Consider the following 24,404-nt stretch of genomic DNA (forward strand, 5'->3'; position numbering starts at 1 on the left):
TCGGCGAGTCTCGCCTCGGCGGGTTCCGGTCTACCTACCCGCGAGACTGCATCTTCGTCTCGAGACAGCACGAATGGACTGCAGTCTCGAGACAGAGATGCAGTCTCGCGGTCGTGGAGGGCGCGATCCGCGGATCCGGGTTCGGGTTCGGGTCTGGCGCTCTCCGAACGGATCCGAACCCGCTCGGAATATTCACGTGCATGGATCGTTAACCCCTGCTGTACGGACGATGAGGTCCGGCAGCACACGACCCGATCCGAAAGGCCTCATCACCATGAGCACGCCCGCCATCGACCGCACCGCGGTCACCGACGCCCCGATCCTCGACGTCCTCGCCGAGCGCTGGAGCACCCGTATCTTCGACGCCACCTCCGCCATCGACGAGGCCGCGCTGGCCAGCGCACTCGAGGCCGCCCGCTGGGCGCCGACCGCCGTGAACTTCCAGCCCTGGCGCGCGATCGTGGCGCGCCGCGGTTCCGAGGCGCACGCGAAGATCGTGGCGACCCTGGCCGGCTTCAACAGCGGCTGGGCCCCCGACGCTGCGGCACTCGTGGTGTTCGTCGCCGAGACCACCCGCGACGGGGAGCCCATGACCTGGGCCCTGTACGACACCGGCCAGGCGGCCGCGCACTTCACCGTGCAGGCGCACGCCAACGGCCTGTCCACCCACCAGATGGGCGGCTTCGACCGCGACGCCATCGCGGCCGCGTTCGACCTGAGCAGCGACTTCACCCCGATCTCGGTCATGGCCGTCGGCGAGCTGGGCGACATCCGCACCGCGTCGGAGGAGCTGCAGCAGCGCGAGAACGCGCCGCGCACCCGCCGTCCGATCGCCGAGACGCTGCTCGTCAACGACTGATCCGACCGGATCCGAACGCCCTCTCCGCCTGCACGCGGGGAGGGCGTTCTGCGTGATCGGATCCTCACCGCGTCGGCGCCGCCAGGGCCTCTCCCGGGATCGACGAATCCTGAGAACAGGGCCTCCCGGGTGCGGCGCACGCCGAGAACAGGAGATGTGACCGAGATCAGGTCGGATCCGCCGATATCCGCCTGATCTCGGTCATTCGTCCTGATCTCGGGATCCGGCGCTGCACCCCGACACGAACTCGAGCCGGCCGAATTCAGCGCTCGCTGTGCAACCCCGCGGCGAGCGCGTCGGCGGCCCGCACGAGCGACAGGTGCGAGAACGCCTGCGGTGTGTTCCCGACGTGCCGATGCCCCACCGGGTCGTACTCCTCGCTCAGCATGCCGACGTCGTTGCGCAGCGCGCACAGCCGGTCCATGAGCTCCCGCGCCTCCGCCATGCGCCCGGTGACCGCATACTGCTCCACGAGCCAGAACGAGCACGCGAGGAACGTGTGCTCACCGCCGGGCAGACCGTCCACGCCCGACCTGGTGCGGTAGCGGTTCACCAGCCCGCCGTGGATCAGGGTCTCCTCGATCCGCTCCACGGTCGCCAGCATGCGAGGGTCGTCGGGCGCGCAATAGCCCGTGCGCGGGATGAGCAGCAACGATGCGTCGACCTCGTCCGTGTCGCGGTGCTGCACGAAGCGGCCCCCGCGCACGCCGTGCGCGTCGATCTCGGCGCGCAGCCGATCGCGCACCTCGCGCCAGCGATCCACCTCGCCGTGCTCGCCGTCCTCCTCGACCGCGCGCACCCCGCGGTCGAACGCCGCCCACAGCATCACCCGGGAGTGGGTGAAGAACTGCGGATCCCCGCGGATCTCCCACATGCCGTTGTCCGGCCGATCCAATCGCTGCTCGGCGTGCCGCAGCAGCACCCGCTGCAGCGACCAGGAGCGCGCGGAGTCGTCGAGGCCCGCCCGGCGCGCGGCGGCGAGCGTCACCATCACCTCGCCGACGACGTCCGCCTGGAACTGCTCCGCCGCGGCGTTGCCCACCCGCACCGGAGCGGATCCGGCGTAGCCGGGCAGAGAGCGCATCTCGCGCTCGTGCAGATCTCGCTCCCCCGCCAGTCCGTACATGATCTGCAGATCGGCCGGATCCCCCGCGACCGCCCGCAGCAGCCAGTCACGCCACGCGCGCGCTTCGTCCGCGAGGCCGTGCGCCAGCAGGGCCTCGAGCGTGAGCGCCGCGTCGCGCAGCCAGACGTAGCGGTAGTCCCAGTTGCGCGCACCGCCGAAGTCCTCGGGCAGGGACGTCGTCGCCGCGGCCGCGATGCCGCCGGTCTCGCGGTTCGTGAGCGCGCGCAGGATCAGCAGCGAGCGCCGCACGTCGTCCTCGTGCGGACCCTCGTGGGCGATCCCGTCGGCCCAGTCCTGCCACCACGCCCGGGTGGCCCGCTCCGCGGCCTCCGCATCGAGCGGCGCCGGAGCCGGGCGGTATGACGGGAACCAGGTGAGAGCCAGGTCCACGCTCTCACCCGCGGCGACCTCGACCGTGCCGACATGACTGTGCCCGTGCGGCTGCAGCGCGGCGCCGCGCACCACGACGGCGTCGGGGCCGGCGGTCGCGGTCAGCTCCGGGGATTCCGGGCTGCCGGTCTGGCGCACCCACGGCAGCGCCCTGGCATAGTCGAACCGCAGGCGCAGCTCCTGCACGAAACCCACGCGCCCGGTGATGCCCGTGATCCGCCGGATGATGTCGGTGCGATCTGCGCCCAGCGCGGCCCGCGCTCCCTCGAGCGACCCCGCATCCTTGGGAAGCAGGATCGGCATCCATTCGGTCACCTCGGCGACGCCGTCGGCGGTGGACCACCGGGTCACGAGGCAGAACGTGTCGCCGTCGTAGTGCCGCGTCGCGGTCGCGTCAGGATCCGCCGGGCGCAGACTCCAGTGCCCCTGCTCGACCCCGCCGAGCAGGGCGCCGAACAGCGACGCGGAGTCGAGGCGCGGCGCGCAGAGCCAGTCGATGCTGCCGGCCCGCGACACGAGCGCGGCGGTGCGCCCGTCGCTGAGCAGCGCGTAGTCCTCGATCAGCACGGCCGGCACGTCACCCTCACCCATGGCCGCAGTCTCGCACATGCGTTTCTCCCCCTCCCCCATTCGAGTCGTCTCCCTGAGCACGAGCTATAGGCCGTGCTCAGGGAGACGACTCGAATGTTGCGAGGCACAGGATCCGGGGCCTAGCCCGGGTCACCGACAGGAAGGGCGCGGCGCGGCCTATCGTGGGGGCTATGACCACCCCGACGACGCTGCTCATCCTCGGCGCTTCCGGCGACCTCACCTCCCGCCTATTGCTGCCCGCGATCGCGCAGCTGCTGAAACGCCAGCCCGACCGCGCTCTGGTGCTCCGCGGCGCCGGATCCGACGACTGGTCCGATGAGCGCTGGCAGGAGGCCGTGCGCACCGCATTCGCCACGGTCGACGGCACGGATCAGCTGCCGCGGATCGCCGGGACCACGTACGTCAAGGCCGACGTCACCGACCGCGATTCGCTGGCGGGGCTCATCGCGGGCACCGAAGGCTCGCTCGTGATCTATTTCGCGCTCCCGCCCGCCGTGGCCGAGGCCGCGTGCGAGAAGCTCGTCGACATCCCCCTGCCCGCGGGCACGGTCCTGGCGCTGGAGAAGCCGTTCGGTCATGACGAGCAGAGCGCCGCCGCGCTCAACGCTCTGGTCACCCGGATCGTGCCGGAGAACCAGGTCTTCCGCGTCGATCACTTCCTGGGCCGCTCCACGATCCTCAACGTCATGGGCGTGCGCTTCGCGAACCGGCTGGTCGAGCCGGTCTGGTCGGCGGATCACGTGCAGTCGGTTCTGGTGCGCTACGACGAGTCGCTGGCCCTGGAGAATCGGGCCCGCTACTACGACAAGGCCGGGGCGCTGGTCGACATGATCCAGAGCCACCTGCTGCAGGTGCTCGCGATCCTCGCGATGGAGCAGCCGGCGGACCTGGACGAGATCGACCTGCGCGACGCCATGGCCGCCGCCCTGCGCGCGACTCGGATCCTCGGCGACGACCCGGTCGTGTCGACCCGCCGCGCCCGCTACACCGCCGGCACGAGCGGCGACCGCGCCGTGCCGTCCTACGCGGACGAAGAGGGCGTGGATCCGGCGCGCAACACCGAGACCCTCGCCGAGATCACCTGCGAGGTCGACACGGCGCGTTGGGCGGGCGTGCCCTTCACGCTGCGCAGCGGCAAGGCCCTCGGCGAGCGCTGCGCCGAGATCGTCGTCACGTTCCGGCCGGTGCGGCACATCCCCGGCGGGCTCACCGGGACGCCGACCGACGGCGGCGTGCTGCGCTTCTCGCTCGGCCCCGACCGGATCGCGCTCGAGCTGAACGTGAACGGCGGCGACGACCCGTTCGCCCTGCGCCGCGACGTGCTGTCCACCGAACTCGGCAAGGGCACGCTGCTGGCCTACACCGAAGTGCTCAGCGAGATCCTCGACGGCGATGTGGCGCTGTCCGTCCGGGGCGACGCGGCCGAGCAGTGCTGGCGGATCATCCAGCCCGCTCTCGATGCCTGGCGCTCGGGCGCGGTGCCGATGCAGGAGTACCCGGCCGGATCCACAGGTCCCGAGGACTGGGCGACCACGCGACGCTAGCCCCCCACCCGGATCCGCCCTCGGCCCGGATCTGCCCCCGGCCCGGATCCCGCCTCCGGCCCGGATCCGCGCCCGGCCCGGATCTGCTCACTGGTCGCGAATTGCGGTATTCGAGCTCGCGAAACCGCAATATGCGACCAGTGAGCGAGGGGGTCAGCGGCCCGGGGCGCGGCGGCCCGGGCCTCAGCCGTGCCGGGCGAGCAGCTGGCGGGCCGCGGCGCTGTGCTCGGCGATGAGCTGCGGCACGTCCAGGCCGACGATCTGCCCGTCGAGCACGCGCCAGGCGCCGCCCACCATGACCCGGTCGGCGCGCTCGGCGCCGCACAGCAGCAGGGCGGCGAGCGGGTCGTGGCTGCCCGAGAAGCGCAGCTCGTCGAGGGTGAACATCGCCAGATCCGCCTGCTTGCCCGGCGCCAGAATGCCGATGTCGTTGCGGCCGAGGGCACGCGCCGAGCCCTGCGTCGCCCAGTTCAGGGCGTGTTCGGGCGTGACGGCGGCGGCGCCGTAGCGCAGGCGCTGCAGGTACAGGGCCTGGCGCACCTCCATCATCATGTTGGAGCCGTCGTTCGACGCGGATCCGTCCACGCCCAGGCCGACCGGCACGCCCGCCGCCTCGAGCTCGACCGCCCGTGCGATGCCCGAGGCGAGCCGCATGTTCGAGGTGGCGCAGTGCGAGACGGCGGTGCCGGCCGCGCCCAGGCGCGCGATCTCGGCGTCGTCGAAGTGGATGCCGTGGGCGAGCCAGGTGCGGTCGGAGAGCCAGCCGACGCTCTCGAGGTAATCGACCGTGCGCAGCCCGAAGGTCTCGCGGCAGAAGTCCTCCTCGTCGATGGTCTCGGCGAGGTGGGTGTGCAGGCGGACGTCGAGGCGCTCGGCGAGGGCGGCGGTGTCGCGCATCACGCCCGTGGTGACCGAGAACGGAGAGCATGGTGCGAGACCGATCTGCACGAAGGCGCCGACGCCGCGCTCGTGGTAGGCATCGACGAGGCGCTCGCTGTCGGCGAGGATGACGTCGGCGTCCTGCACGGTGCTCTGCGGCGGCAGCCCTCCGTCCTTCTCGCCCAGCGACATGGATCCGCGGGTCAGCGTGGCGCGCATGCCGAGGCGCTTCACGACATCGACCTGCACGTCGATGCCCTCCTCGAGCCCGTTCGGGAAGAGGTAGTGGTGGTCGGCGGCGGTGGTGCAGCCCGAGAGCAGCAGCTCGGCGAGCGCCGCGGTGGTCGCGAGCTCGAGGTCGCGCGGGGTGAGCCCCGCCCAGACGCCGTACAGACCCTTCAGCCAGGGGAACAGCTCGGCGCTGACCACGGGCGTCCAGGCACGGGTGAGGGTCTGGTAGAAGTGGTGGTGCGTGTTGATCAGGCCGGGGATGATCACGTGCCGCGAGGCGTCGTAGACCTCGTCGACCGGCCGCGACGGGGATCCGCCGGCGGGCACCGCCTCGAGGATCGTGGAACCGGCGACCACCAGGCCGCCGCGGGCGTCGGCGGTGTCGCCGGTGTGGATCGCGAGCGGGTTCTTCAGCCAGACGGTGCGAGTGGATTCGGACATTGAGCAGACTCCCTGTGGATGAGGCGGAGCCGGATCCGGCCCCGCGGGGGCCAGCTCAGTGTTGACCTGTCTGCTGATCCAGGTGCGTCCCCGATGAGGGAGACACTTCAGATCTATCACTGCTCCGATGTCGAGGTCAATGCTTTTCCGGATCCTGGATCCTGATTTCCACTATTCGGACTGTGGATCTCGGGGCCCCGTCTGTCCCGGCCGACGGAACCCGCGAGACTGCAACCCCGTCTCGAAACTGCAGGATTGTGCTGCAGTTTCGAGACTCAGTTGCAGTCTCGCGGGTCCGGGGTCAGTGCGAGGGACGCTCGACCGCGACCTCGTTGCCGTCCCGGTCGACGATCTTGCCGTCGACGATCGAGTCCCCGTCCTCGAAGGCGTCCAGGTACGCGACCGGGATGCTGCGGGTCGGAGCCGACACGAAGGCGTTCTTGCGCTTGGCGCTGCCGAGGTGGTTGAACAGCAGGTTCAGCAGGATCGCCGTCACCGCGGCCGAGCTGATTCCGGAGTGGAAGATCGTCACGAACCAGGCCGGCATCTGCGCGTAGATCGACGGCACGGCGATCGGGAGCATGCCCACCGCGAGCGACGTGGCGACGATCACGAGGTTCATGTTGTCCTTGTACTCGACCTTGGCGAGCGTGCGGATGCCCGATGCGGCCACGGATCCGAACAGCACCAGGCCGGCACCGCCGAGGACCGGCGACGGGATGGCGCCGACGACACGGCCGAGCACGGGCAGCAGGCCCAGGATGACGAGCACGCCACCGCCGGCGGTGACCACGAAGCGGCTCTTCACGCCCGTGATCGCGACCAGGCCGACGTTCTGCGCGAACGCGGACTGCGTGAACGTGCCGAAGATCGGCGAGACGGCGCTGGAGAGCATGTCGGCGCGCAGGCCGGCGGCGATGCGCTTGGAGTCGACCTTGGTGCCCACGATCTCGCTCACGGCGAGGATGTCGGCGGTGGTCTCCGTCAGCGTCACCAGGATCACGATGAACATCGAGATGATGCCGGCGAGCTCGAACGTCGGCATGCCGAATCCGAAGATCTGCGGAAGGGCGAAGATGTCGCCCTGCCCGACCTTGCTGAAGTCGGCCTTGCCGAGGAAGACCGCGACGATGGTGCCGAGCACGATCGACAGCAGGATCGCCAGACGCGAGATCGCGCCCACCGGGATCTTGCTGAGGATCAGCACGATCACGAGCGTGATGCCGGCGAGCATGAGGTTCCCGGGCAGGGCGCCCTTCGCCGCGTTGGAGCCTTCACCGGTGCCGACGATCCAGCCGGCCGCCACGGGCAGGAGGCTGAGTCCGATGGTGGTGATCACCGTTCCGGTCACGACGGGCGGGAAGAACCGGATGATGGTGGCGAACACCGGGGCGATGAGCAGACCGATCACCGACGCGGCGATCACGGATCCGAACACCGCCGGCAGCCCGCCGCCGCTCGTGACGATCGCCCCCATCGTGGCGACGCCGGCGAACGAGACGCCCTGCACGAGCGGGAGCTGCGATCCGAAGAACGGCACGCCGACCGTCTGCAGGATCGTGGCGAGTCCGCCCATGAACAGGCACGCGGCGATGAGCACGCCGATGTCAGCCGGCTTGAGGCCCGCGATCTGCCCGATGATGAGCGGCGGGGCGATGATGCCGCCGTACATCGTGAGCACGTGCTGGATGCCGTAGCCGATGGTCGCGCCGATCGGCAGTCGCTCGTCCTCGGGGCGGACGAACTCCTTCTTCTGCTTGGTAGTCAATTCGACCTCTTCGTCGGGTGCAGGCACCGGGTGAGCTGAGCGCCGGCCGTCCGCAACGCCACGCTGTGGCGGTTCGACGACGAATGGTCTCGTCCGCCTCGCGAGCGGGGCGGATGCTGTTGGTCCAGGTGCATCTCCAGCTCTGGAGACCCCCTCAGGCTAACGGGAGCACTCGTCGAGAGTCAAGACTTTTTTCCGAATCTCGGATGGTACTTTCCGTAATGCGGATATATGCTCCGCCCGATCGCCGCCGTGCAAGCGCGGAAAAGGGGCCCGGATCAGGAAGATCCGGGCCCCTGGCGTGACGGCGCCGCGTGTCAGTCGTCGAGCAGCTCGGCCTCGATCGTCTCGTCATCCGAGCCGGCGTCCGCCTCGCGCGGCGCGGTGGGGCCATCGCTGGTGAGGACCAGCGAGGATCCATCGGCGGCGACATCCACCCGCACGATGTCGCCGTCGTGCACGCGGCCGGAGAGCAGCGCCGACGCCAGCCGGTTCTGCACCTCGTTCTGGATCAGTCGCCGCAGCGGCCGGGCTCCGAACACCGGGTCGTAGCCGCGCTCGGCCAGCCAGGCGCGCGCATCCGGGGTGACGGCGAGCGTCAGCCGGCGGTCGGCGAGGCGGCGCTGCAGCTGGTCGATCGTGAGCTCCACGATCTGGGCGAGGTCGTCCTCGGTGAGAGCCTGGAACATCACGATGTCGTCGAGACGGTTGATGAACTCGGGCTTGAACGCCTGCCGCACGAGCGCCATCACGGCCTCGCGCTTCTCGTCGGGCGAGAGCGTCGGGTCGATCAGGATCGGGGATCCGATGTTGCTGGTGAGGATCAGGATGACGTTCGAGAAGTCGACCGTGCGGCCCTGGCCGTCGGTGAGGCGTCCGTCGTCCATGACCTGCAGCAGCACGTCGAACACCTCGGGGTGCGCCTTCTCGACCTCGTCCAGCAGCACCACGCTGTACGGGCGCCGCCGCACGGCCTCGGTGAGCTGACCGCCCTGCTCGTAGCCGATGTACCCGGGAGGGGCGCCGACGAGCCGGGAGACCGAGTGCTTCTCGCCGTACTCGGACATGTCGATGCGCACCATGGCGTGCTCGTCGTCGAAGAGGAACTCGGCGAGCGCCTTGGCCAGCTCGGTCTTGCCGACGCCGGTGGGGCCGACGAACAGGAAGGATCCGGTGGGACGACCGGGGTCGCTGATCCCGGCGCGCGAACGGCGCACCGCGTCGGAGACGGCGGCCACCGCCTCCTTCTGCCCGATGAGGCGACGGCCGAGTTCGCGCTCCAGGTGCAGGAGCTTCTCGCTCTCGCCCTGCAGCAGCCGGCCCACGGGGATGCCCGTCCAGGCTGCGATCACGGCCGCGATGTCCTCGTCGGTGACCTGCTCGTTGACCATGCGCGGCTCGTCGCTCACGGCGTCCGCCTGGCGCTCGGCCTCGGCGAGCTCGGCCTGCAGTTGCTTGATCGTCTCGTACTCGAGCTTCGACGCCTTCACGTAGTCGGCGTCGCGCAGCGCCCTGTCGCGCTCGGTGAACGCCTCGTCGAGGCGCTTCTTGAGCTCGCCCACCCGGTTCAGGCCGCCGCGCTCGCGCTCCCAGCGGGCCTCGAGGCCGGCGAGCTCGGCCTCTGCCTCGCCCATCTGCTCCCGGAGCTTCGCGAGGCGCTCCTTCGAGGCCGCATCCTTCTCCTTCTTCAGCGCGAGCTCTTCGAGCCGCATCCGGTCGACCGACCTCTTGAGCTGGTCGATCTCGACAGGGCTCGAGTCGATCTCCATCTTGAGCCGGCTCATGGCCTCGTCGATGAGGTCGATGGCCTTGTCCGGCAGCTGCCGGCTCGGCAGGTAGCGGTTCGACAGCGCTGCCGCGGCGACCAGCGCGGAGTCGCTGATGGTCACCCCGTGGTGCGCCTCGTAGCGGCCCTTGAGCCCGCGCAGGATCGCGATGGAGTCCTCGACCGAGGGCTCTCCCACGTAGACCTGCTGGAACCGGCGCTCGAGCGCCGCATCCTTCTCGATGAACTCGCGGTACTCGTTGAGCGTGGTCGCGCCGATGAGGCGCAGCTCACCGCGGGCGAGCATGGGCTTGAGCATGTTGGAGGCGGCGACGGATCCCTCTCCCCCGCCTGCGCCCATGAGCACGTGCAGCTCGTCGATGAACGTGATGACGCGGCCGTCGGACTCGGTGATCTCCTTGAGCACGCTCTTCAGGCGCTCCTCGAACTGGCCGCGGTACATGGCGCCGGCGACGAGCGCCGAGATGTCCAGCGACACCAGCTCCTTGTCCTTGAGCGACTCGGCCACGTCACCGGCGACGATGCGCTGCGCGAGGCCCTCCACGACGGCGGTCTTGCCGACGCCGGGCTCGCCGATCAGCACCGGGTTGTTCTTGGTGCGGCGGGTGAGCACCTGGCTCACGCGGCGGATCTCCGCATCGCGTCCGATCACCGGATCGAGCTTGCCCTGGCGGGCGCGATCGGTGAGGTTGATGCCGAACTGCTCGAGCGCCGACTGCTGCTCGTCCTGCTGTGCCGTCTGAGGGGTGGCCATTCGTCCTCCTGGGTTCTCCTTGCATGTGAGGCGCAAGGGCCGGATCGGATCCGCCCCTTGAAAGTTGAGTTGATAAGACTCAACTTTACCGGATCGAACGTTCCCGGGCAAGAGACCGGGCGGGCGAACTTAACGTCGCCGTTACACGGAGGAAACCCGTGACGGAGAGCGCATCAATAGCTTCATCTCAAGGTCTCGAAGGCGCGATCCCTGCATCACCCGCGGCGCCGACGGACTCGGCGGACCTTCCCGAAAGGCACCCCGAGATGACTCCTCCCCCTCCCCCTTCCGCGAGCTCTGCCGCCCCCGAGACCAAACCGCACGACATCGTCGAGGCGGCCGGCCTTCCGGTCGGAGCAGGCAATATGAAGCCCGAGTACGACCTCCGTCTTGCCAACGAGGATCTCGCGCCTCTGCGCAAGCAGGGCTGGAGCGCGTACAACATCTTCGCGTTCTGGATGTCCGACGTGCACTCGGTAGGCGGCTACCTCACGGCCGGCTCGCTGTTCGCGCTCGGCCTCGCCAGCTGGCAGGTGCTGGTGGCGCTCGTCGCAGGCATCGTCATCGTCCAGGTGTTCGCCAACCTCGTCGCCAAGCCCAGCCAGAAGACCGGCGTGCCCTACCCCGTGATCAACCGCGCCATCTTCGGGATCCGGGGCGCGAATATCCCCGCCATCATCCGCGGTCTCATCGCGATCGCCTGGTACGGGGTGCAGACCTTCCTCGCCGCCGAGTCGTTGAACATCGTGCTGCTGAAGTTCGTGCCGGGCACCCACGACCTGGTGAATCACTCGTTCCTCGGCCTGTCGGCACTGGGCTGGATCTCGTATGCGATCCTCTGGGTTGCTCAGGCGGCGCTGTTCTGGCGCGGCATGGAAGTCATCCGGCGCTTCATCGACTACGCCGGGCCCGCGGTGTACGTCGTGATGATCGTCCTTGCGATCTACCTGGTCTCGCAGGCGGGATGGGTCCACATCAGCTTCGACCTCTCGGCCGGCAAGCCGCTGGACTTCTGGTCTTCGCTGCCGGTCATGGCCACCGCGATCGCGATCGTGGTGTCGTACTTCTCCGGCCCGATGCTGAACTTCGGCGACTTCGCGCGGTACGGCCGCTCGTTCGCCGCCGTCAAGCGCGGCAACTTCCTCGGTCTTCCGATCAACTTCTTGTTCTTCTCGCTGCTGGTCGTGATCACCGCCTCGGCCACCGTGCCGGTGTTCGGCGAGCTCATCACGGACCCGATCAAGACCGTCGAGAAGATCGACAGCGTCTTCGCGATCCTGCTCGGCGGGCTCACCTTCGTGATCGCCACGGTGGGCATCAACATCGTCGCGAACTTCATCTCCCCCGCCTTCGACTTCTCCAATGTCGCTCCGCACCGCATCTCCTGGCGGATGGGCGGCATGATCGCCGCCGTCGGATCGGTGATCCTCACGCCGTGGAACTGGTACTCCAACGACACCGCCATCCACTACACGCTCGGCGTGCTCGGCGCACTGATCGGCCCCCTGTTCGGCATCCTCATCGCCGGCTACTACGTGGCCGCTCACCAGCGGATCAAGGTCGACGCGATGTACACGATGGACGCGAAGGGTCCGTACTGGTACCGCAACGGCTACAACCCCAACGGCGTGAAGGCGATCCTGATCGCCGGTATACCCACCGTGATCCTGGGCGTGTTCCCCAAGCTGTTCGCCGACCTCGGCGCCTTCGACGTGGCGTGGATCGGGAACTACACCTGGTTCATCGGCTGCGCGCTCGGATACTTCTCCTTCGTGCTGCTCGAGAAGCGCGACCCGCAGGTGCCCGTGTTCGAGGGCGAGGCCGAGGGTATCTCGGACGGCACGATCGACGGCGCAGCCGCGACGCCCGCGTCGGAACCGGCCGCGATCTCGCAGGAGATCCCGGTTCTGCAGGAGAAGCTGTGAAGACGGCGCGCGTCTGAGCCGCATTGCGGCGCCCCGCCCGGTCGGGTGCGACAACTCGAGTCTCGCGGGACAAGACCTCGGAGCACGCGAAAATGCCGGCCCGATACAGAATCGGGCCGGCATCCGCCGTTCAGGATCACCAGGATCCGCCGACGATGAGGGACGCCGTTGTCCGCACACCGTCGACGAGCTTCGAAGCGCCTCCCACTTCCGAGTCGTCCCCGTGAGCGCGACCTATGGCTCGCGCTCACGGGGACGACTCCGAGACAGTGGGTGTCAGCCGACCTCGGCCATGCCGCGGCGCAGCAGGCGGCCGCGCGGAGTGGCGAAGTCGATCTCCTCGCCGTGCAGGTAGGTCTTGCGCACCCGGCCGGCGAGCGCCTTGCCGTTGTACGGGGTGAGCGGGTTCTTGTGGTGCAGCTTGGTCACGTCCACCACGTAGGCGTCGTCGGCCGCGAAGATCGAGAAGTCCGCGTCGTAGCCGGGCGCGATCCGCCCCTTGCCCGTGAGACCGGCGAACTGCGCCGGCTTCTCGCTCATCCAGCCCACCACCGTCTCCAGCGACAGGCCGCGCTGACGCGCCTCGGTCCAGATCAGCGACAGCCCGAGCTGCAGCGACGCGACGCCGCCCCAGGCCACGGCGAAGTCGCCGTTCTCGAGGTCCTTGAGGTCGAGGGTCGAGGGCGAGTGGTCGGACACGATGAAGTCGATCGTGCCGTCCTCCAGGCCCTGCCAGAGCAGTTCGCGGTTGCCGGCCTCGCGGATCGGGGGGCAGCACTTGAACGCGGTCGCGCCGAGCGGGATCTCCTCCGCGGTGAGCGTGAGGTAGTGCGGGCAGGTCTCGACCGTGAGCTTGATGCCGTCGTGCTTAGCCGAGCGCAGCATCGGCAGCGCGTCCGAGGAGGACAGGTGCAGGATGTGCGCGCGGGCGCCGGTCCAGCGGGCGCGCTCGATGACCTCGGCGATCGCGAGGTTCTCCGCACCGCGGGGGCGCGAGGCGAGGAACTTGGCGTAGTCATCGCCGTCGGGCTTGGGCGCGCGGTCGATCGCGCGGGAGTCCTCGGCGTGCACGATCATGACCGAGTCGAACGTGGCGAGCTCGCGCATGTCCTCCTCGAGCTGATCGGGGTCCAGCGGCGGGAACTCGTCCACGCCGCTGTGCAGCAGGAAGCACTTGAACCCGAATGCGCCCGCGTCGTGCAGGCCCCGCAGCTTGTCGATGTTGCCCGGCACGGCGCCGCCCCAGAAGCCCACGTCGACGTGCACCTGATTGCGGGCGACGTCGCGCTTGATGTCCAGCGCCTCCACGTCGATCGTCGGCGGGATGCTGTTCAGCGGCATGTCGAGGATCGTGGTGACGCCGCCGGCCGCGGCGGCCTTGGTGGCCGAGGAGAAGCCCTCCCATTCCGTGCGGCCGGGCTCGTTCACGTGCACGTGCGTGTCGACCAGCCCCGGGATCAGGGTCTCGTCGTCGGCGAGCTCGATGATCTCGTCGCCCCGGAGCGCGTTGCCGAGCGGCTGCATCGCGATGATGACGCCGTCGCGGACGCCGACCTCACGGGGCCGGATCCCGGAGCTGGTGAGCACCCGCTCGCCGCGGATCACCAGATCGTAGTGCTCACCGGTCGGGTCGAGCGAGGCGTGTTCTTCGGTCTCCTGGGACATGTCCGCGGATTCCCTTCTGCCGGCGACGTCGCCGGCGTTGTGAGGTGGTTGACGGGTGGGTGTGGGGTGATTCGATTGTGCTCCGGAATCAGCGCGCGGTCGCCGGGAAACCGGTGACGCGCTTCGGTCGGGGCGGGGCATAGGTGCGGACCTTTGAAGTGGTGAGCCCCAGGCGCACCAGGCTCTCGGCGACCTGGACGGCGGCCTGCACACCGTCCACGACCGGCACGCCGCACAACTCGACGACGCGTTCCTTGAGCTCGGCCATGCCGCCGCAGCCGAGGACGATGACCTCGGCGCGGTCGACCTCGACCGCCTTCTGCGCCTCGGCGGCGATCGCCTCGACCGCGCGCTCCGGATCCGACTCGAGCTCCAGCACGCCGAGACCCGAGGAGCGCACCGAGGCGCACCGGTCGTGCAGTCCGGCGAGGATCAGCCGGTCCTCGATGAGCGGCACCGTCCGGTCCAGGGTCGTCACCACGGAGTACGACCGCCCGAGGTACATCGCGGTGGACGCGGCAGCCTCGGTGATGTCGACGACGGGCACGGTGAGCAGCTCCTGCAGGCCTTCGCGGCCGTGCTCGCCGTAGCCGGCCTGGATGACGGCGTCGTACTCGCCCTCATAGCGGACGACCTTGTCCATGACCGCGATCGCGGCGAGGTAGCTCTCGAAGTTGCCCTCGCAGCTCTCGGCGCCGAAGTCCGGCGTCAGACCGATGATCTCCGTGCCCGGCGACGCGGCGGAGCGTGCCGCCTCGGCGATGGCATCGGTCATCGCCTCGGTGGTGTTGACGTTCGCTATGAGAATGCGCATGGTGTTCCTCCTCCGCGCTCAGTGGGTGACGTCCACCGCGAGCGCGGTGCCGTCGACATCGTGGAACGGGCCGCGCCGGTCGGCGATGATCGCGTAGATGATCGCGGCGGATCCGGCGGCGACGAACCAGGAGAAGTCGCTGATGGCGTGGAAGACCGGCAGGAACGTGAACAGCAGCGACAGCGCGCCGGCGATGATCAGGGCGATCACGGCGCGCGGGTTGAAGCCCTTGGTGTACGCGTACTCGCCCATCGGGGACTCCGAGTAGAGCTGGGGCACGTTGACCCGCTGCTTCTTGATCAGCCAGTAGTCGACCATGATGATGCCGAACAGCGGGCCGAGCAGCGCTCCGAGGCCGCCGAGGAAGACGCCGATCACGACCGGGGAGTTGTACATGTTCCAGGGGGTGATCACGATCCCGATCACGGCCGAGATCAGCGCGGCGCGGCGGAAGTTCAGATGCCGCGGGAACAGGTTGTTCAACGCATAAGTGGGAGCCACGAAGTTCGCCATCAGGTTGACCGCGATGGTCAGGGCGATCAGCGCCAGCGAGGCGAGTACCAGCAGGAACGTGTTCGGGATGGCGGAGACGATCTCGGAGGGCGAGGTGATGAGCCTGCCGTTGATCTTGAAGCTGCCACCGGTGAGGATGACGACGATGACGCCGAAGAACAGCATGTTGATCGGGATGCCCCAGAAGTTGCCCTTCACGATCGCCTTGCGCGACTTGGCGCCGCGGGTGAAGTCGCAGAAGTTCAGCACGAACGTGCCGTAGATCGAGACCCACAGGGACGCGGCGCCCAGCATCTGCAGCCAGCTGTCGGCGCCTCCGGCGGACTTCGTCGGCGCCCAGTCGACCTGGAATCCGGATTGCACGAGAACCCAGACCGCGAGGATCACGAAGGTGGCGAGGATGATCGGGCCTGCGAAGGCCTCGTACTTGCGGATCATCTCCATGCCGTAGCTGACGATGATCACCTGGATGATCCACAGCGCGACGAACGTGATCCAGCCGAGCGCCGACAGCCCGAGGAAGGACCCGCTCTGCAGGTTCGTGAGGCTCGGGGCGATCGCGATCAGCACGACCTGCAGCACCTGGGAGGCGAGGTAGGTCTGGATGCCGAACCAGGCGATCGCGACGCCGCCGCGGAGCAGTCCGGGGATCTGCGCGCCGTGGATGCCGAAGGCGACCCGGCTCATCACCGGGAACGGCACGCCGGTCTTCTCGCCCATGAATCCGGAGAAGGTCAGCAGCAGGAAGAGGAACAACGCGCCGAAGCCGAGCGCGCCCAGGATCTGCCCGCCGGAGAGGCCGAGGGTGAACAATCCGATCGCGAATGCGTAGTTGCCCAGGCTGTGCACGTCGTTCGCCCAGAGGGTGAAGATGCTGTACGCGCTCCAGTGGCGGCTCTGGCGGTTGGTGGGAGCGAGGTCCCGGTTGTACAGGCGCGGACTGATTCCCGCCTGCACCGCGAACACGCCGGAGGGAGCCTCATCGAGCCCCTCGGAACTCCGACTCGGGACGTGGACGTAATCGTTGGACGTCATTGTGATTTGAACCCCTCTCGACGGCGACAGTGCCGTCGACACTCGATTTCACAATCCGGAATAAACGTTTCGGATGCAGATATCGTCGCGCTCGGACAGGGAGGTGACAACACCGTTTGCATAATTTGGACGGGCTCTCCCGCATGCGGCGCCGTCGGCGCTCCACCGGCGCGGGATCACGGGGCCGACTCGCCGCCTGACCCCGGCCGCCGTGTCGACGCACGTTCCACCAGATCGAACTCCAGGCGCAGATGCGACGTGAGCGGAGCGGCGCTGTTCAGCCGGCGCTCCAGCAGCCGCGTCAATTGCGACGCCCAGACCTGCATGTTGGCCTTCATCGCCGTGATCGGCACCGCGGCACGCTCGGCGATGACGCTGTCCATCATGTTCGCGACGAGCACGTCGTCGGGAACGCGAAGCCCGCGCGCCTGAACCGCCTCGATCGCTCCCACCGCGAACACGTCCGATGAGGTGAGGAATGCGTCGGGCGGTGTCGGCGTGCGCAGCAGCGACTCGGCCGCCGCCGCTCCGCCCTGCTGTCCACGCACCGGCTCCAGCTCCCTCACCAGCACGGGCAGCCCCCGCGCGCGCATCTCCTGGACGTAGACGCCGGCGATCGACTCCAGATACGTGTTCTGCGTCGACCCGACGATCAGCGCCGGGCGCTGCGCCCCCCGCTCCAGCAGGTGACCGAGGAGAATGCGCGCGTTGACGACGTGGTCGGCGCTGATCCACCACGGGAAGTCGTCGTCGTCCGGATCCCGATCCAGCGTCACGGTCGGGATGTCCCGCTCGATGAGCGCACGGAGCACCTCGTCCCCACGGCGGGGGTGCAGCAGCACGAAGGCGTCGAGCCGACCGACCTGAGCCCCGATGTCGTCGAGTGTGAGGAAGGAGGAGACGGAGAAGCCGGCGCCCAGCAGAGCCACCAGCACCGCACCGGCGACGGAGGTGAAGGCGTCGGAGCCGGACGCGAACCCGCGGATGGCCTCGGGCGGGCGCAGCAGCAGCCCGACAGTGCGCTGTCCCGCATCGCGCTCCATCACGAAGCCGAGGTCGAACGCGGCCTTCAGCACTGCGGCCTTCGTCGCGGCCGATACCGGGCGATGCCCGCTGAACGCGTGCGAGGCCGTCGTCGGCGAGACACCGGCCAGGGCGGCCACGTCACGCAGACGCGGGCGCTCCGTCATGTGTCCACCTCGTCTGCGAGACCGTTCACCACATCCTCGGGATCGTTCACCGACCTCCGATCCTACGCGGCGGCGACGGCGGCGGTCGCTGTCACGACGGCCGATCCCGGCGATGACGGGGGGCGCTCAGCGCTGCGGCACGAGCTCGCCGACGTCGGCGCCGATGCGGCGGCCCACCTCCGTGAGGAGAGCTGTGGCCTCGGCCATGCTGCGGGCCGGATCCGGCTCGAGCTCGCTGAGTGCGTACACGCGCTCGAATCCCGCCGACCTGGCCGCCTCGGCGCTCAGCGTGGAGCGCCCGCACACGGCGATGACGGGGATGCCCGCCGCACGCGCGGCCGCGGCCACGCCGAGCGGGGTCTTGCCGCCCAGGCTCTGGTCGTCGAGGCTGCCCTCGCCGGTGATGACGAGGTCGGCCCTGGAATCGCCGCTGCCGAGGGCCTCGGCGAGGCCGGTGAGGCGCTGCACGACCTCCACGCCGGGCTCGCGCCGGGCACCGAGTGCGGCCAGGGCGGCATAGCCCACCCCGCCGGCGCCGCCCGCTCCGGGCAGTGTCGTGGCGGCGCGGACTCCGGGCTGCTGCTCGAGCAGCGCGGCGTAGCGGGCGAGGGCCGCGTCCAGCTCGGTCACGTCCTGGGGGCTCGCCCCCTTCTGCGGGCCGAACACGGCCGGCGCGCCTCGCTCCCCGAGGAGCGGGTTGTCCACGTCGCTCGCGAGCACGATCTCGGTGGCTGCGAGACGCGGATCCAGATCCGACACGTCCACCGCGGCGATGCGCGCGAGCGCCCCGCCGCCCCCCGGCAGCTCCTGCCCCTCGGCATCCCGCAGCGAGACGCCGAGCGCCTGCAGCATCCCTGCACCGCCGTCGGTGTTGGCGCTGCCGCCGATGCCGAGCACGATGCTGGTCGCGCCGTGGTCCAGCGCCGCCGCGATCAGCTCTCCGGTCCCGCGGCTGGTGGCGCCAAGGGCGTCCTTGACGCCGCCGGGCAGCTGGTCCAGCCCGCTCGCGGCGGCCATCTCGATGATGGCCTGCTCCCCCCGCACGCCGAAGCGCGCCTCGACGGGCTGCCCCGTGGGCCCCGTCACCGTCGCGGTGACCGCCTCGAACCCGGCGGCGAGGGCGGCGTCGACCGTACCCTCTCCACCGTCCGCGACGGGGACCGCGTCGATGGCGGTCCCCGGCGCGGTCGCGGTGATCCCGGCCGCGAGTGCGGCCGCGACCTCGGGTCCGGTGGCGGAGCCCTTGAACTTGTCCGAGGCGATCAGGATGCGCATGGTGGCCTTTCTACTTCCGGCTCGTCGGCTTCGCCTACAGGCTACGGGTCGGCGGACGGCTGCTCAGTCGAGCAGGGCGTAGATGGCCTCGGGGGCGTCGGCGGGCGACGTCGCGAGATCCTCGAACTCGTTCATGGTGTCGAGATCCGCACCCATGGCGATGTTGGTGACGCGCTCGAGGATCACCTCGACCACCACCGGCACCTGGAACTCGTCGCGCAGACGCTGCGCCTCGGCGAAGCCCGCGGCGAGGTCCTCGGGGCGCTCGACGCGCAGCGCCTTGGCGCCCAGGCCCTCGGCGACCTTGACGTGGTCCACGCCGTAGCCGGTGGCGATCGAGGAGGAGTCCTGCGGGGTGTTCACGTTGTCGAACGCGAGCGACACCTCGTAGTCCATCTCGAAGCCGCGCTGCGACTGACGGATCAGGCCCAGGTAACTGTTGTTCACCACGACGTGGATGTACGGCAGCTTGTGCTGCGCGCCCACGGCGAGCTCCTCGATCATGAACTGGAAGTCGTAGTCGCCCGAGAGCGCGACGACCTGCTCACCAGGCTTGCCACGCACCACACCGAGGGCCGCAGGACCGGTCCAGCCCAGCGGGCCGGCCTGGCCGGCGTTGATCCACTTGCGCGGACCGTAGACGTGCAGCAGCTGCGCGCCGGCGATCTGCGACAGGCCGATCGTGGTGACGAACGTGGTGTCACGGTCGAACGCGGTCAGCATCTCCTGGTAGACGCGGTGCGGCTTCATCGGCACGTTGTCGAAGTTCGTCTTGCGCTGCAGGCGCGCCTTGCGGTCGCGGCACTCCTGGGCCCAGCCGTTGTAGTCGGGCAGCTCGGCGACGCGCTCGCGGGCGACCTCGAGCAGCGCGTCGATGAACGCGCCGGCGTCGGAGACCACGCCGTAGTCGGGTGCGAACACGCGGCCGATCTGGGTGGGCTCGATGTCGACGTGGACGAACGTGCGGCCCTTGCGGTACGTGTCCAGCCCGCCGGTGTGACGGTTGGCCCAGCGGTTTCCGATGCCCAGCACGAAGTCGCTCTCCAGGAAGCTCGCGTTGCCGTAGCGCTGCGAGGTCTGGATGCCGACCAGGCCCGCGGCGAGCGGGTGGTCGTCGGGGAGCACTCCCCAGCCCATCAGGGTCGGGAACACGGGCACGCCCAGGGTCTCGGCGAGCTCGACGAGCTTGTCCGAGGCGCCCGAGTTCACGATGCCGCCGCCGGCGATGATCGCCGGGTGCTTCGCTGCCACGAGCAGGTCGAGCACCTTCTCGGCCTGCGCGCGGGTCGCAACGGGCTTGGCCACGGGCAGCGGCTCGTAGGTGTCGATGTCGAACTCGATCTCGGTCATCTGCACGTCGAACGGCAGATCGATCAGCACCGGGCCGGGGCGGCCGGAGCGCATGATCTGGAACGCCGACTGGAAGACGCCGGGCACCTGCGCGCCCTCGAGGACGGTCTTGGCGAACTTCGTGACGGGCTTCGCGATCGACGCGATGTCGACGGCCTGGAAGTCCTCCTTGTCGAGCTTCGCCACCGGCGCCTGACCGGTGATGCAGAGCATCGGGATGGAGTCGGCGATCGCGGCGTAGAGGCCCGTGATCATGTCGGTGCCGGCGGGGCCGGAGGTGCCCAGGCACACGCCGATGCGGCCGTCGCCGGTGCGGCTGTAGCCGTCGGCCATGTGGCTCGCGCCCTCGACGTGGCGGGCGAGGGTGTGCCGGATGCCGCCGTTGGCGCGGATCGCGGAGTAGAGGGGGTTGATGGCGGCGCCGGGGAGGCCGAACGCCTCGTCCGCGCCTTCCTTGATCAGGATCTGGACGATCGCGTCGACTGCACGCATGCGGGTCATGGGAGTTTCCTTAGGGGAGAAGTATCGAAAGAGGGATCCGGTCCCTGAGCCTGTCGAAGGGCCCGGATCGCGGGCCGGGCGCTTCGACAGGCTCAGCGACCGGCGGCGCCGTGTTCAGTCGCGGCCGGAGAGCTCGGTAGTGAGCTTGAACAGGCCCGAGTGGTCCAGGCCCCCGTCGCCGCGGGCGACGAGCGCGTTCACGAGCTGTGCGACTGCGGCGCCGAGCGGGACGGTGACCCCGACCGAGCGTGCCGCGAAGGTGACGATGCCCAGATCCTTGTTGTGGAGGGCGAGGCGGAAGCCGGGCGCGAAGTCGCGGTTCAGCATCTTCTGGCCCTTCTGGTCGAGGACCTTGGATCCGGCGAGTCCCCCGCCGAGGACCTTGAGTGCGGCGTCCGTGTCGACGCCGAACGCCTCGAGGAACGTGACCGCCTCGGCGAGCGCCTGGATGTTGACGGCGACGATGAGCTGGTTGGCGGCCTTCACGGTCTGGCCGGCACCGGCGGGACCGACGTGCACGATGGTCTTGCCGATCGCGTTCAGGACCGGTTCGGCCTTGGCGAAGTCATCCGGGGATCCGCCGACCATGATCGAGAGGACCGCGTCGATCGCACCCTGCTCGCCGCCGGAGACGGGGGCGTCGACGACGCCGAGGCCGGCGGCGACCGCCTCCTCGGCGAGCTCCTTGGCCACGTCGGGGCGGATCGAGGAGTTGTCAATCCAGAGCGCGCCGGCCTTCGCGTTCGCGAAGACCCCGTCCGGGCCCTGCACGACACCGGCCACGTCCGGGGAGTCCGGGACCATCGTGATGATGACGTCGGCGTCCTTCACAGCGTCAGCGATGCCTGTGGCACCCGTGCCGCCGGCGGCGACGAGCTTGTCGATCGCCTCCTGGCTGCGGTTGTAGCCCGTGACGTCGTAGCCGGCGGTGACGAGGTTCTTGGCCATGGGCAGGCCCATGATGCCGAGGCCGATGAATGCGATGCGGGTCATGTCTTCGCTCCTTCGCGGGAAATCTGGTGGGTCAGGCCTGGGCGGCCGCGGTGGTGATCCAGGCGAAGGGATCCGCCTGGGTGGCCTTGTACTCGAGGCCGATGACGCCGTCGTAGCCGCCGGCCTGAGCGTCGGCGATCCACTGCGCGAGCGGCAGCTCGCCGGTGCCGGGCTCGCCGCGGCCGGGGGCGTCGGCGATCTGGATGTGGCCGAACTCGGCGGCGTACCCGGCGATCACGGCTGCGACGTCGTCGCCGTTGACGGCGAGGTGGTAGAAGTCGGCGAGGAGACGGACGTTGTCCACACCCTCCTCGTCCTTCACGCGCGCGATGATGGCGAGCGCGTCGGCGGCGGTCTTCAGCGGGTAGGTCTCCATGCCCGAGACCGGCTCGAGCAGGACGATGCCGCCCAGCTCGGCGACCGCACGGCCGGCGGCGGCGAGGTTCTTCACGGCGAGATCGTCCTGCGCCTTCGGGTCGACGCTCTCGAGGCGGTTGCCGTACAGGGCGTTGAAGGCCTTAGTGCCGAGGCGGCGGCCGATCTCGACGACGACGTCGATGTTCGCGGCGAACTCGTCCTCACGACCCACCCACGACACCAGGCCGCGGTCGCCGCCCGGCATGTCGCCCGCGAAGAAGTTCAGACCCGTCAGCTTCACGCCGGCGTCCTGGATCGCGGTGACGAACGCGTCGACCTCGTCCTGCGCGGGAACGGCGACGGAGAACGGCCACCAGTACTCCACGGCGTCGAAGCCGGCGGCCTTCGCGGCGGCCGGGCGCTCCAGGATCGGCAGCTCGGTCAGCAGGATCGAGGCGTTGACGGTGTAGCTCATGAGATCGTCCTTGATGTCTGTCTCGGGTTTCGGGCTATTTCCGAATTGTGGAAATAAAATCTTGATTGATGAAAGTTTAGGCCGCGAGCTCGACGGTGTCAACGGGAGACCTCTGATCACCGCGCTCTCTCATAATTCCACAATGTGGAGTCTGTATCTTTCATTGCGAAATCTCTTCCCCGAAGTTAGAGTCCCAGTGCGCCCATCGATCGATGGTGCGTCCAGACTCAGCTCGACGTCGAGCAAGAGAGGTCTCCACGCCATGTCTTCCTCATCCGGTCCCACCACGCCTTCTTCCGACGGCGCAGGCACCATTCCTCGAACGGGACTGATCGTCCCCCGGCCAAGGAAGGTCGGCATGGTGCGCTGGTCCATCGGGATCCTGCTGTTCTTCGCCGTGCTGATCAACTACATCGACCGCAGTTCGATGTCCGTCGCCGAAGGCCACATGCGGGCGGAATTCGGTATGACCGAGGGCCAGATCGGCATCATCCTGGGCAGCTTCGGCTGGTCCTACGCCCTCATGCAGATCCCCATGGGCATGCTGCTGGACAAGATCGGCATCAAGTGGGTGATGCGAGCCGCGACGTTCCTCTGGGCCGTCTCCTGCTTCCTCACCGCCATGATCAGCGGCATGGGCCTGCTGCTCATCGCCCGATTGATCCTCGGTTTCGCCGAGGCGCCGATCTTCCCCGGCGCGATGAAGGTCACCAGCTATTGGTTCCCCCGCACCGAACGCGGCATGGCCACGGTGATCTTCGACAGCGGCCAGCGCCTGTCCAACGTGATCGGCTTCCCGCTCGTCGGCGCCGCGGTCGCCTTCTTCGGATGGCGCGGGGCATTCATCACGATCGGGGTGCTCAGCCTCATCTACATGGTCGTCTTCTTCTTCCGGTACCGCGACCCGAAGGAGATGAACCGCAGGGGCAAGCTCAGCGATGCCGAGTTGAACCACATCCTCGACGGAGGCGCGCAGCACGAGGACGCCCCGAAGCCGAACCCGCTTGCCAACCTCGGCTACATCCTGCGCCAGCGCAAGGTGTGGGGTATGTCGCTGGGCCTCGGTTGCGCGGGATACGTGCAGTGGATGCTGCTGACCTGGCTTCCGGGCTTCCTGCAGGCCGAGATGCACATGGACGTCGCCAAGTCCGGTCTGGTTACAGCGATCCCCTGGCTGTTCGCCGTGGTCATCCAGTACCTGCTGCCTGGGTTCTGGTTGGATCGTCTGATCAGGAACGGCAAGTCCAGCACCATCGTCCGGCGCGCGTTCATCATCGGCGGCATGCTACTCGCGATCACGATCGTCGGGACCGCTTTCACTCACGACCTGGTCTGGTCGTTGATCTGGATCACACTGGGCACGACCGGCATCACCATCGCCTTCAGCGTCACCAATTCCCTGCCCGCCCTGATCGCTCCCGAGGGTGCGGTCGGATCGACCGGAGCGGTCATGAACACGGTGAACAATCTCATCGGCACGACCGCCCCGATCGTCACCGGATTCATCGTGCAGTTCACCGGCAGCTTCGCCGTGGCGTTCATCGTCGCCGGCGTCATGCTGGTGATCGGCGTCTTCTTCTTCACCGTGGTGCTCGGCCGGATCGAGCAGATCCCGACAGCCGAGGAGGCCGCGGCCGCCAAGGCCGCCGGCCTGAAGGCCTGACTGTCGCTCTCTCCCGAACGGGGCTCGCCGATCCGGCGGGCCCCGTTCGCTGTGGATGGGAGCCCGGCCTCGCCCCGGATCGACGACCCGGATCCCCTCGCGTCCCTGTCGGCAGATCCCCGTCCGGAGATGGAAGACGTCGCCCGCCGCACACGCTCAGCGACGTTTTCCATCTCCTTCCCTACGAGCTCCGCTCGGAGAGATGGATTTCGCTGCTCCCGCACTGGAGGGAGCAGCGATTTCCATCTCCTGCCGACGCCGTGGGCGTCGAAACGCCAC

General features: G+C 68.9%; 16 protein-coding genes. 4 read left to right on the forward strand and 12 right to left on the reverse strand.

Features of this window, described 5'->3' with window-relative positions:
* The first annotated feature begins 274 nt into the window (after positions 1-274).
* Positions 275-859 (forward strand): nitroreductase family protein, encoded by a 585-nt coding sequence (locus ACTJI8_RS15915; RefSeq protein WP_440734391.1) that lies wholly within the window; start codon positions 275-277, stop codon positions 857-859.
* Between the two features lie 262 nt (positions 860-1,121).
* On the opposite strand, the gene ACTJI8_RS15920 is transcribed toward ACTJI8_RS15915, so the two are convergent.
* A complete protein-coding gene (locus ACTJI8_RS15920; RefSeq protein ID WP_440734392.1) occupies positions 1,122-2,984 on the reverse strand; it encodes a glycoside hydrolase family 15 protein in 1,863 nt (620 codons plus the stop codon).
* 152 nt (positions 2,985-3,136) lie between these two features.
* Here ACTJI8_RS15920 and ACTJI8_RS15925 point away from each other — a divergent pair, with 152 nt between their 5' ends.
* Positions 3,137-4,510 carry a glucose-6-phosphate dehydrogenase gene (locus tag ACTJI8_RS15925; protein ID WP_440734393.1) on the forward strand — a complete coding sequence of 458 codons (1,374 nt, stop codon included), beginning with the start codon at positions 3,137-3,139 and terminating at the stop codon, positions 4,508-4,510.
* Between the two features lie 183 nt (positions 4,511-4,693).
* Here ACTJI8_RS15925 and ACTJI8_RS15930 read toward each other — a convergent pair whose 3' ends face one another.
* From ACTJI8_RS15930 to ACTJI8_RS15940, 3 genes are all read right to left on the reverse strand, one after another.
* Complete coding sequence (locus ACTJI8_RS15930; protein WP_440734394.1) at positions 4,694-6,061, reverse strand: 8-oxoguanine deaminase; 1,368 nt, start codon at positions 6,059-6,061, stop codon at positions 4,694-4,696.
* Between the two features lie 301 nt (positions 6,062-6,362).
* Positions 6,363-7,856: a nucleobase:cation symporter-2 family protein gene (locus ACTJI8_RS15935; RefSeq protein WP_440734395.1), complete on the reverse strand. Its 1,494-nt coding sequence runs from the start codon at positions 7,854-7,856 to the stop codon at positions 6,363-6,365.
* A 290-nt stretch (positions 7,857-8,146) separates the two neighbouring features.
* Positions 8,147-10,369, reverse strand: coding sequence for an ATP-dependent Clp protease ATP-binding subunit (locus ACTJI8_RS15940; protein WP_440734396.1), 2,223 nt, complete (start codon positions 10,367-10,369; stop codon positions 8,147-8,149).
* Between the two features lie 266 nt (positions 10,370-10,635).
* Here ACTJI8_RS15940 and ACTJI8_RS15945 point away from each other — a divergent pair, with 266 nt between their 5' ends.
* Positions 10,636-12,294, forward strand: coding sequence for an NCS1 family nucleobase:cation symporter-1 (locus tag ACTJI8_RS15945; RefSeq protein WP_440734397.1), 1,659 nt, complete (start codon positions 10,636-10,638; stop codon positions 12,292-12,294).
* A gap of 276 nt (positions 12,295-12,570) precedes the next feature.
* On the opposite strand, the gene allB is transcribed toward ACTJI8_RS15945, so the two are convergent.
* From allB to ACTJI8_RS15985, 8 genes are all read right to left on the reverse strand, one after another.
* On the reverse strand, positions 12,571-13,959 hold the full coding sequence (allB, locus tag ACTJI8_RS15950) for an allantoinase AllB (RefSeq protein WP_440734398.1): 1,389 nt from the start codon (positions 13,957-13,959) through the stop codon (positions 12,571-12,573).
* An 88-nt stretch (positions 13,960-14,047) separates the two neighbouring features.
* Complete coding sequence (locus tag ACTJI8_RS15955; protein ID WP_440734399.1) at positions 14,048-14,773, reverse strand: aspartate/glutamate racemase family protein; 726 nt, start codon at positions 14,771-14,773, stop codon at positions 14,048-14,050.
* Between the two features lie 18 nt (positions 14,774-14,791).
* The gene (locus ACTJI8_RS15960; protein ID WP_440734400.1) at positions 14,792-16,321 is read right to left on the reverse strand and encodes an NCS1 family nucleobase:cation symporter-1; all 1,530 of its coding nucleotides are present in this window, start codon (positions 16,319-16,321) and stop codon (positions 14,792-14,794) included.
* A gap of 176 nt (positions 16,322-16,497) precedes the next feature.
* Positions 16,498-17,511 (reverse strand): LacI family DNA-binding transcriptional regulator, encoded by a 1,014-nt coding sequence (locus ACTJI8_RS15965; RefSeq protein WP_440734401.1) that lies wholly within the window; start codon positions 17,509-17,511, stop codon positions 16,498-16,500.
* Between the two features lie 126 nt (positions 17,512-17,637).
* Positions 17,638-18,786 carry a glycerate kinase gene (locus ACTJI8_RS15970; RefSeq protein WP_440734402.1) on the reverse strand — a complete coding sequence of 383 codons (1,149 nt, stop codon included), beginning with the start codon at positions 18,784-18,786 and terminating at the stop codon, positions 17,638-17,640.
* A gap of 63 nt (positions 18,787-18,849) precedes the next feature.
* Entirely contained in the window at positions 18,850-20,637 is a 1,788-nt protein-coding gene (gene gcl / locus ACTJI8_RS15975) for a glyoxylate carboligase (RefSeq protein ID WP_440734403.1), read from the reverse strand.
* A 114-nt stretch (positions 20,638-20,751) separates the two neighbouring features.
* A complete protein-coding gene (locus ACTJI8_RS15980; RefSeq protein ID WP_440734404.1) occupies positions 20,752-21,630 on the reverse strand; it encodes a 2-hydroxy-3-oxopropionate reductase in 879 nt (292 codons plus the stop codon).
* Positions 21,631-21,661: 31 nt separating this feature from the next.
* On the reverse strand, positions 21,662-22,462 hold the full coding sequence (locus tag ACTJI8_RS15985) for a hydroxypyruvate isomerase family protein (RefSeq protein WP_440734405.1): 801 nt from the start codon (positions 22,460-22,462) through the stop codon (positions 21,662-21,664).
* Positions 22,463-22,820: 358 nt separating this feature from the next.
* On the opposite strand from ACTJI8_RS15985, the gene ACTJI8_RS15990 reads away from it, so the two are divergent.
* Positions 22,821-24,125, forward strand: a complete 1,305-nt coding sequence (locus tag ACTJI8_RS15990) for an MFS transporter (RefSeq protein ID WP_440734406.1) — start codon at positions 22,821-22,823, stop codon at positions 24,123-24,125.
* Positions 24,126-24,404 lie beyond the last annotated feature (279 nt).

The organism is Microbacterium sp. 22303 (assembly GCF_052045265.1).
Taxonomy (GTDB): domain Bacteria; phylum Actinomycetota; class Actinomycetes; order Actinomycetales; family Microbacteriaceae; genus Microbacterium.

Bases quoted from the DNA above. Each gene is read 5' to 3' on its own strand.
- ACTJI8_RS15925 (WP_440734393.1), top strand. From the start codon at position 3,137: ATGACCACCCCGACGACGCTGCTCATCCTCGGCGCTTCCGGCGACCTC.
- ACTJI8_RS15960 (WP_440734400.1), bottom strand. From the start codon at position 16,321: ATGACGTCCAACGATTACGTCCACGTCCCGAGTCGGAGTTCCGAGGGG.
- ACTJI8_RS15945 (WP_440734397.1), top strand. From the start codon at position 10,636: ATGACTCCTCCCCCTCCCCCTTCCGCGAGCTCTGCCGCCCCCGAGACC.
- ACTJI8_RS15970 (WP_440734402.1), bottom strand. From the start codon at position 18,786: ATGCGCATCCTGATCGCCTCGGACAAGTTCAAGGGCTCCGCCACCGGA.
- ACTJI8_RS15990 (WP_440734406.1), top strand. From the start codon at position 22,821: ATGGTGCGCTGGTCCATCGGGATCCTGCTGTTCTTCGCCGTGCTGATC.
- ACTJI8_RS15940 (WP_440734396.1), bottom strand. From the start codon at position 10,369: ATGGCCACCCCTCAGACGGCACAGCAGGACGAGCAGCAGTCGGCGCTC.
- ACTJI8_RS15980 (WP_440734404.1), bottom strand. From the start codon at position 21,630: ATGACCCGCATCGCATTCATCGGCCTCGGCATCATGGGCCTGCCCATG.
- ACTJI8_RS15915 (WP_440734391.1), top strand. From the start codon at position 275: ATGAGCACGCCCGCCATCGACCGCACCGCGGTCACCGACGCCCCGATC.
- ACTJI8_RS15920 (WP_440734392.1), bottom strand. From the start codon at position 2,984: ATGTGCGAGACTGCGGCCATGGGTGAGGGTGACGTGCCGGCCGTGCTG.
- allB (WP_440734398.1), bottom strand. From the start codon at position 13,959: ATGTCCCAGGAGACCGAAGAACACGCCTCGCTCGACCCGACCGGTGAG.
- gcl (WP_440734403.1), bottom strand. From the start codon at position 20,637: ATGACCCGCATGCGTGCAGTCGACGCGATCGTCCAGATCCTGATCAAG.
- ACTJI8_RS15930 (WP_440734394.1), bottom strand. From the start codon at position 6,061: ATGTCCGAATCCACTCGCACCGTCTGGCTGAAGAACCCGCTCGCGATC.
- ACTJI8_RS15985 (WP_440734405.1), bottom strand. From the start codon at position 22,462: ATGAGCTACACCGTCAACGCCTCGATCCTGCTGACCGAGCTGCCGATC.
- ACTJI8_RS15965 (WP_440734401.1), bottom strand. From the start codon at position 17,511: ATGACGGAGCGCCCGCGTCTGCGTGACGTGGCCGCCCTGGCCGGTGTC.
- ACTJI8_RS15955 (WP_440734399.1), bottom strand. From the start codon at position 14,773: ATGCGCATTCTCATAGCGAACGTCAACACCACCGAGGCGATGACCGAT.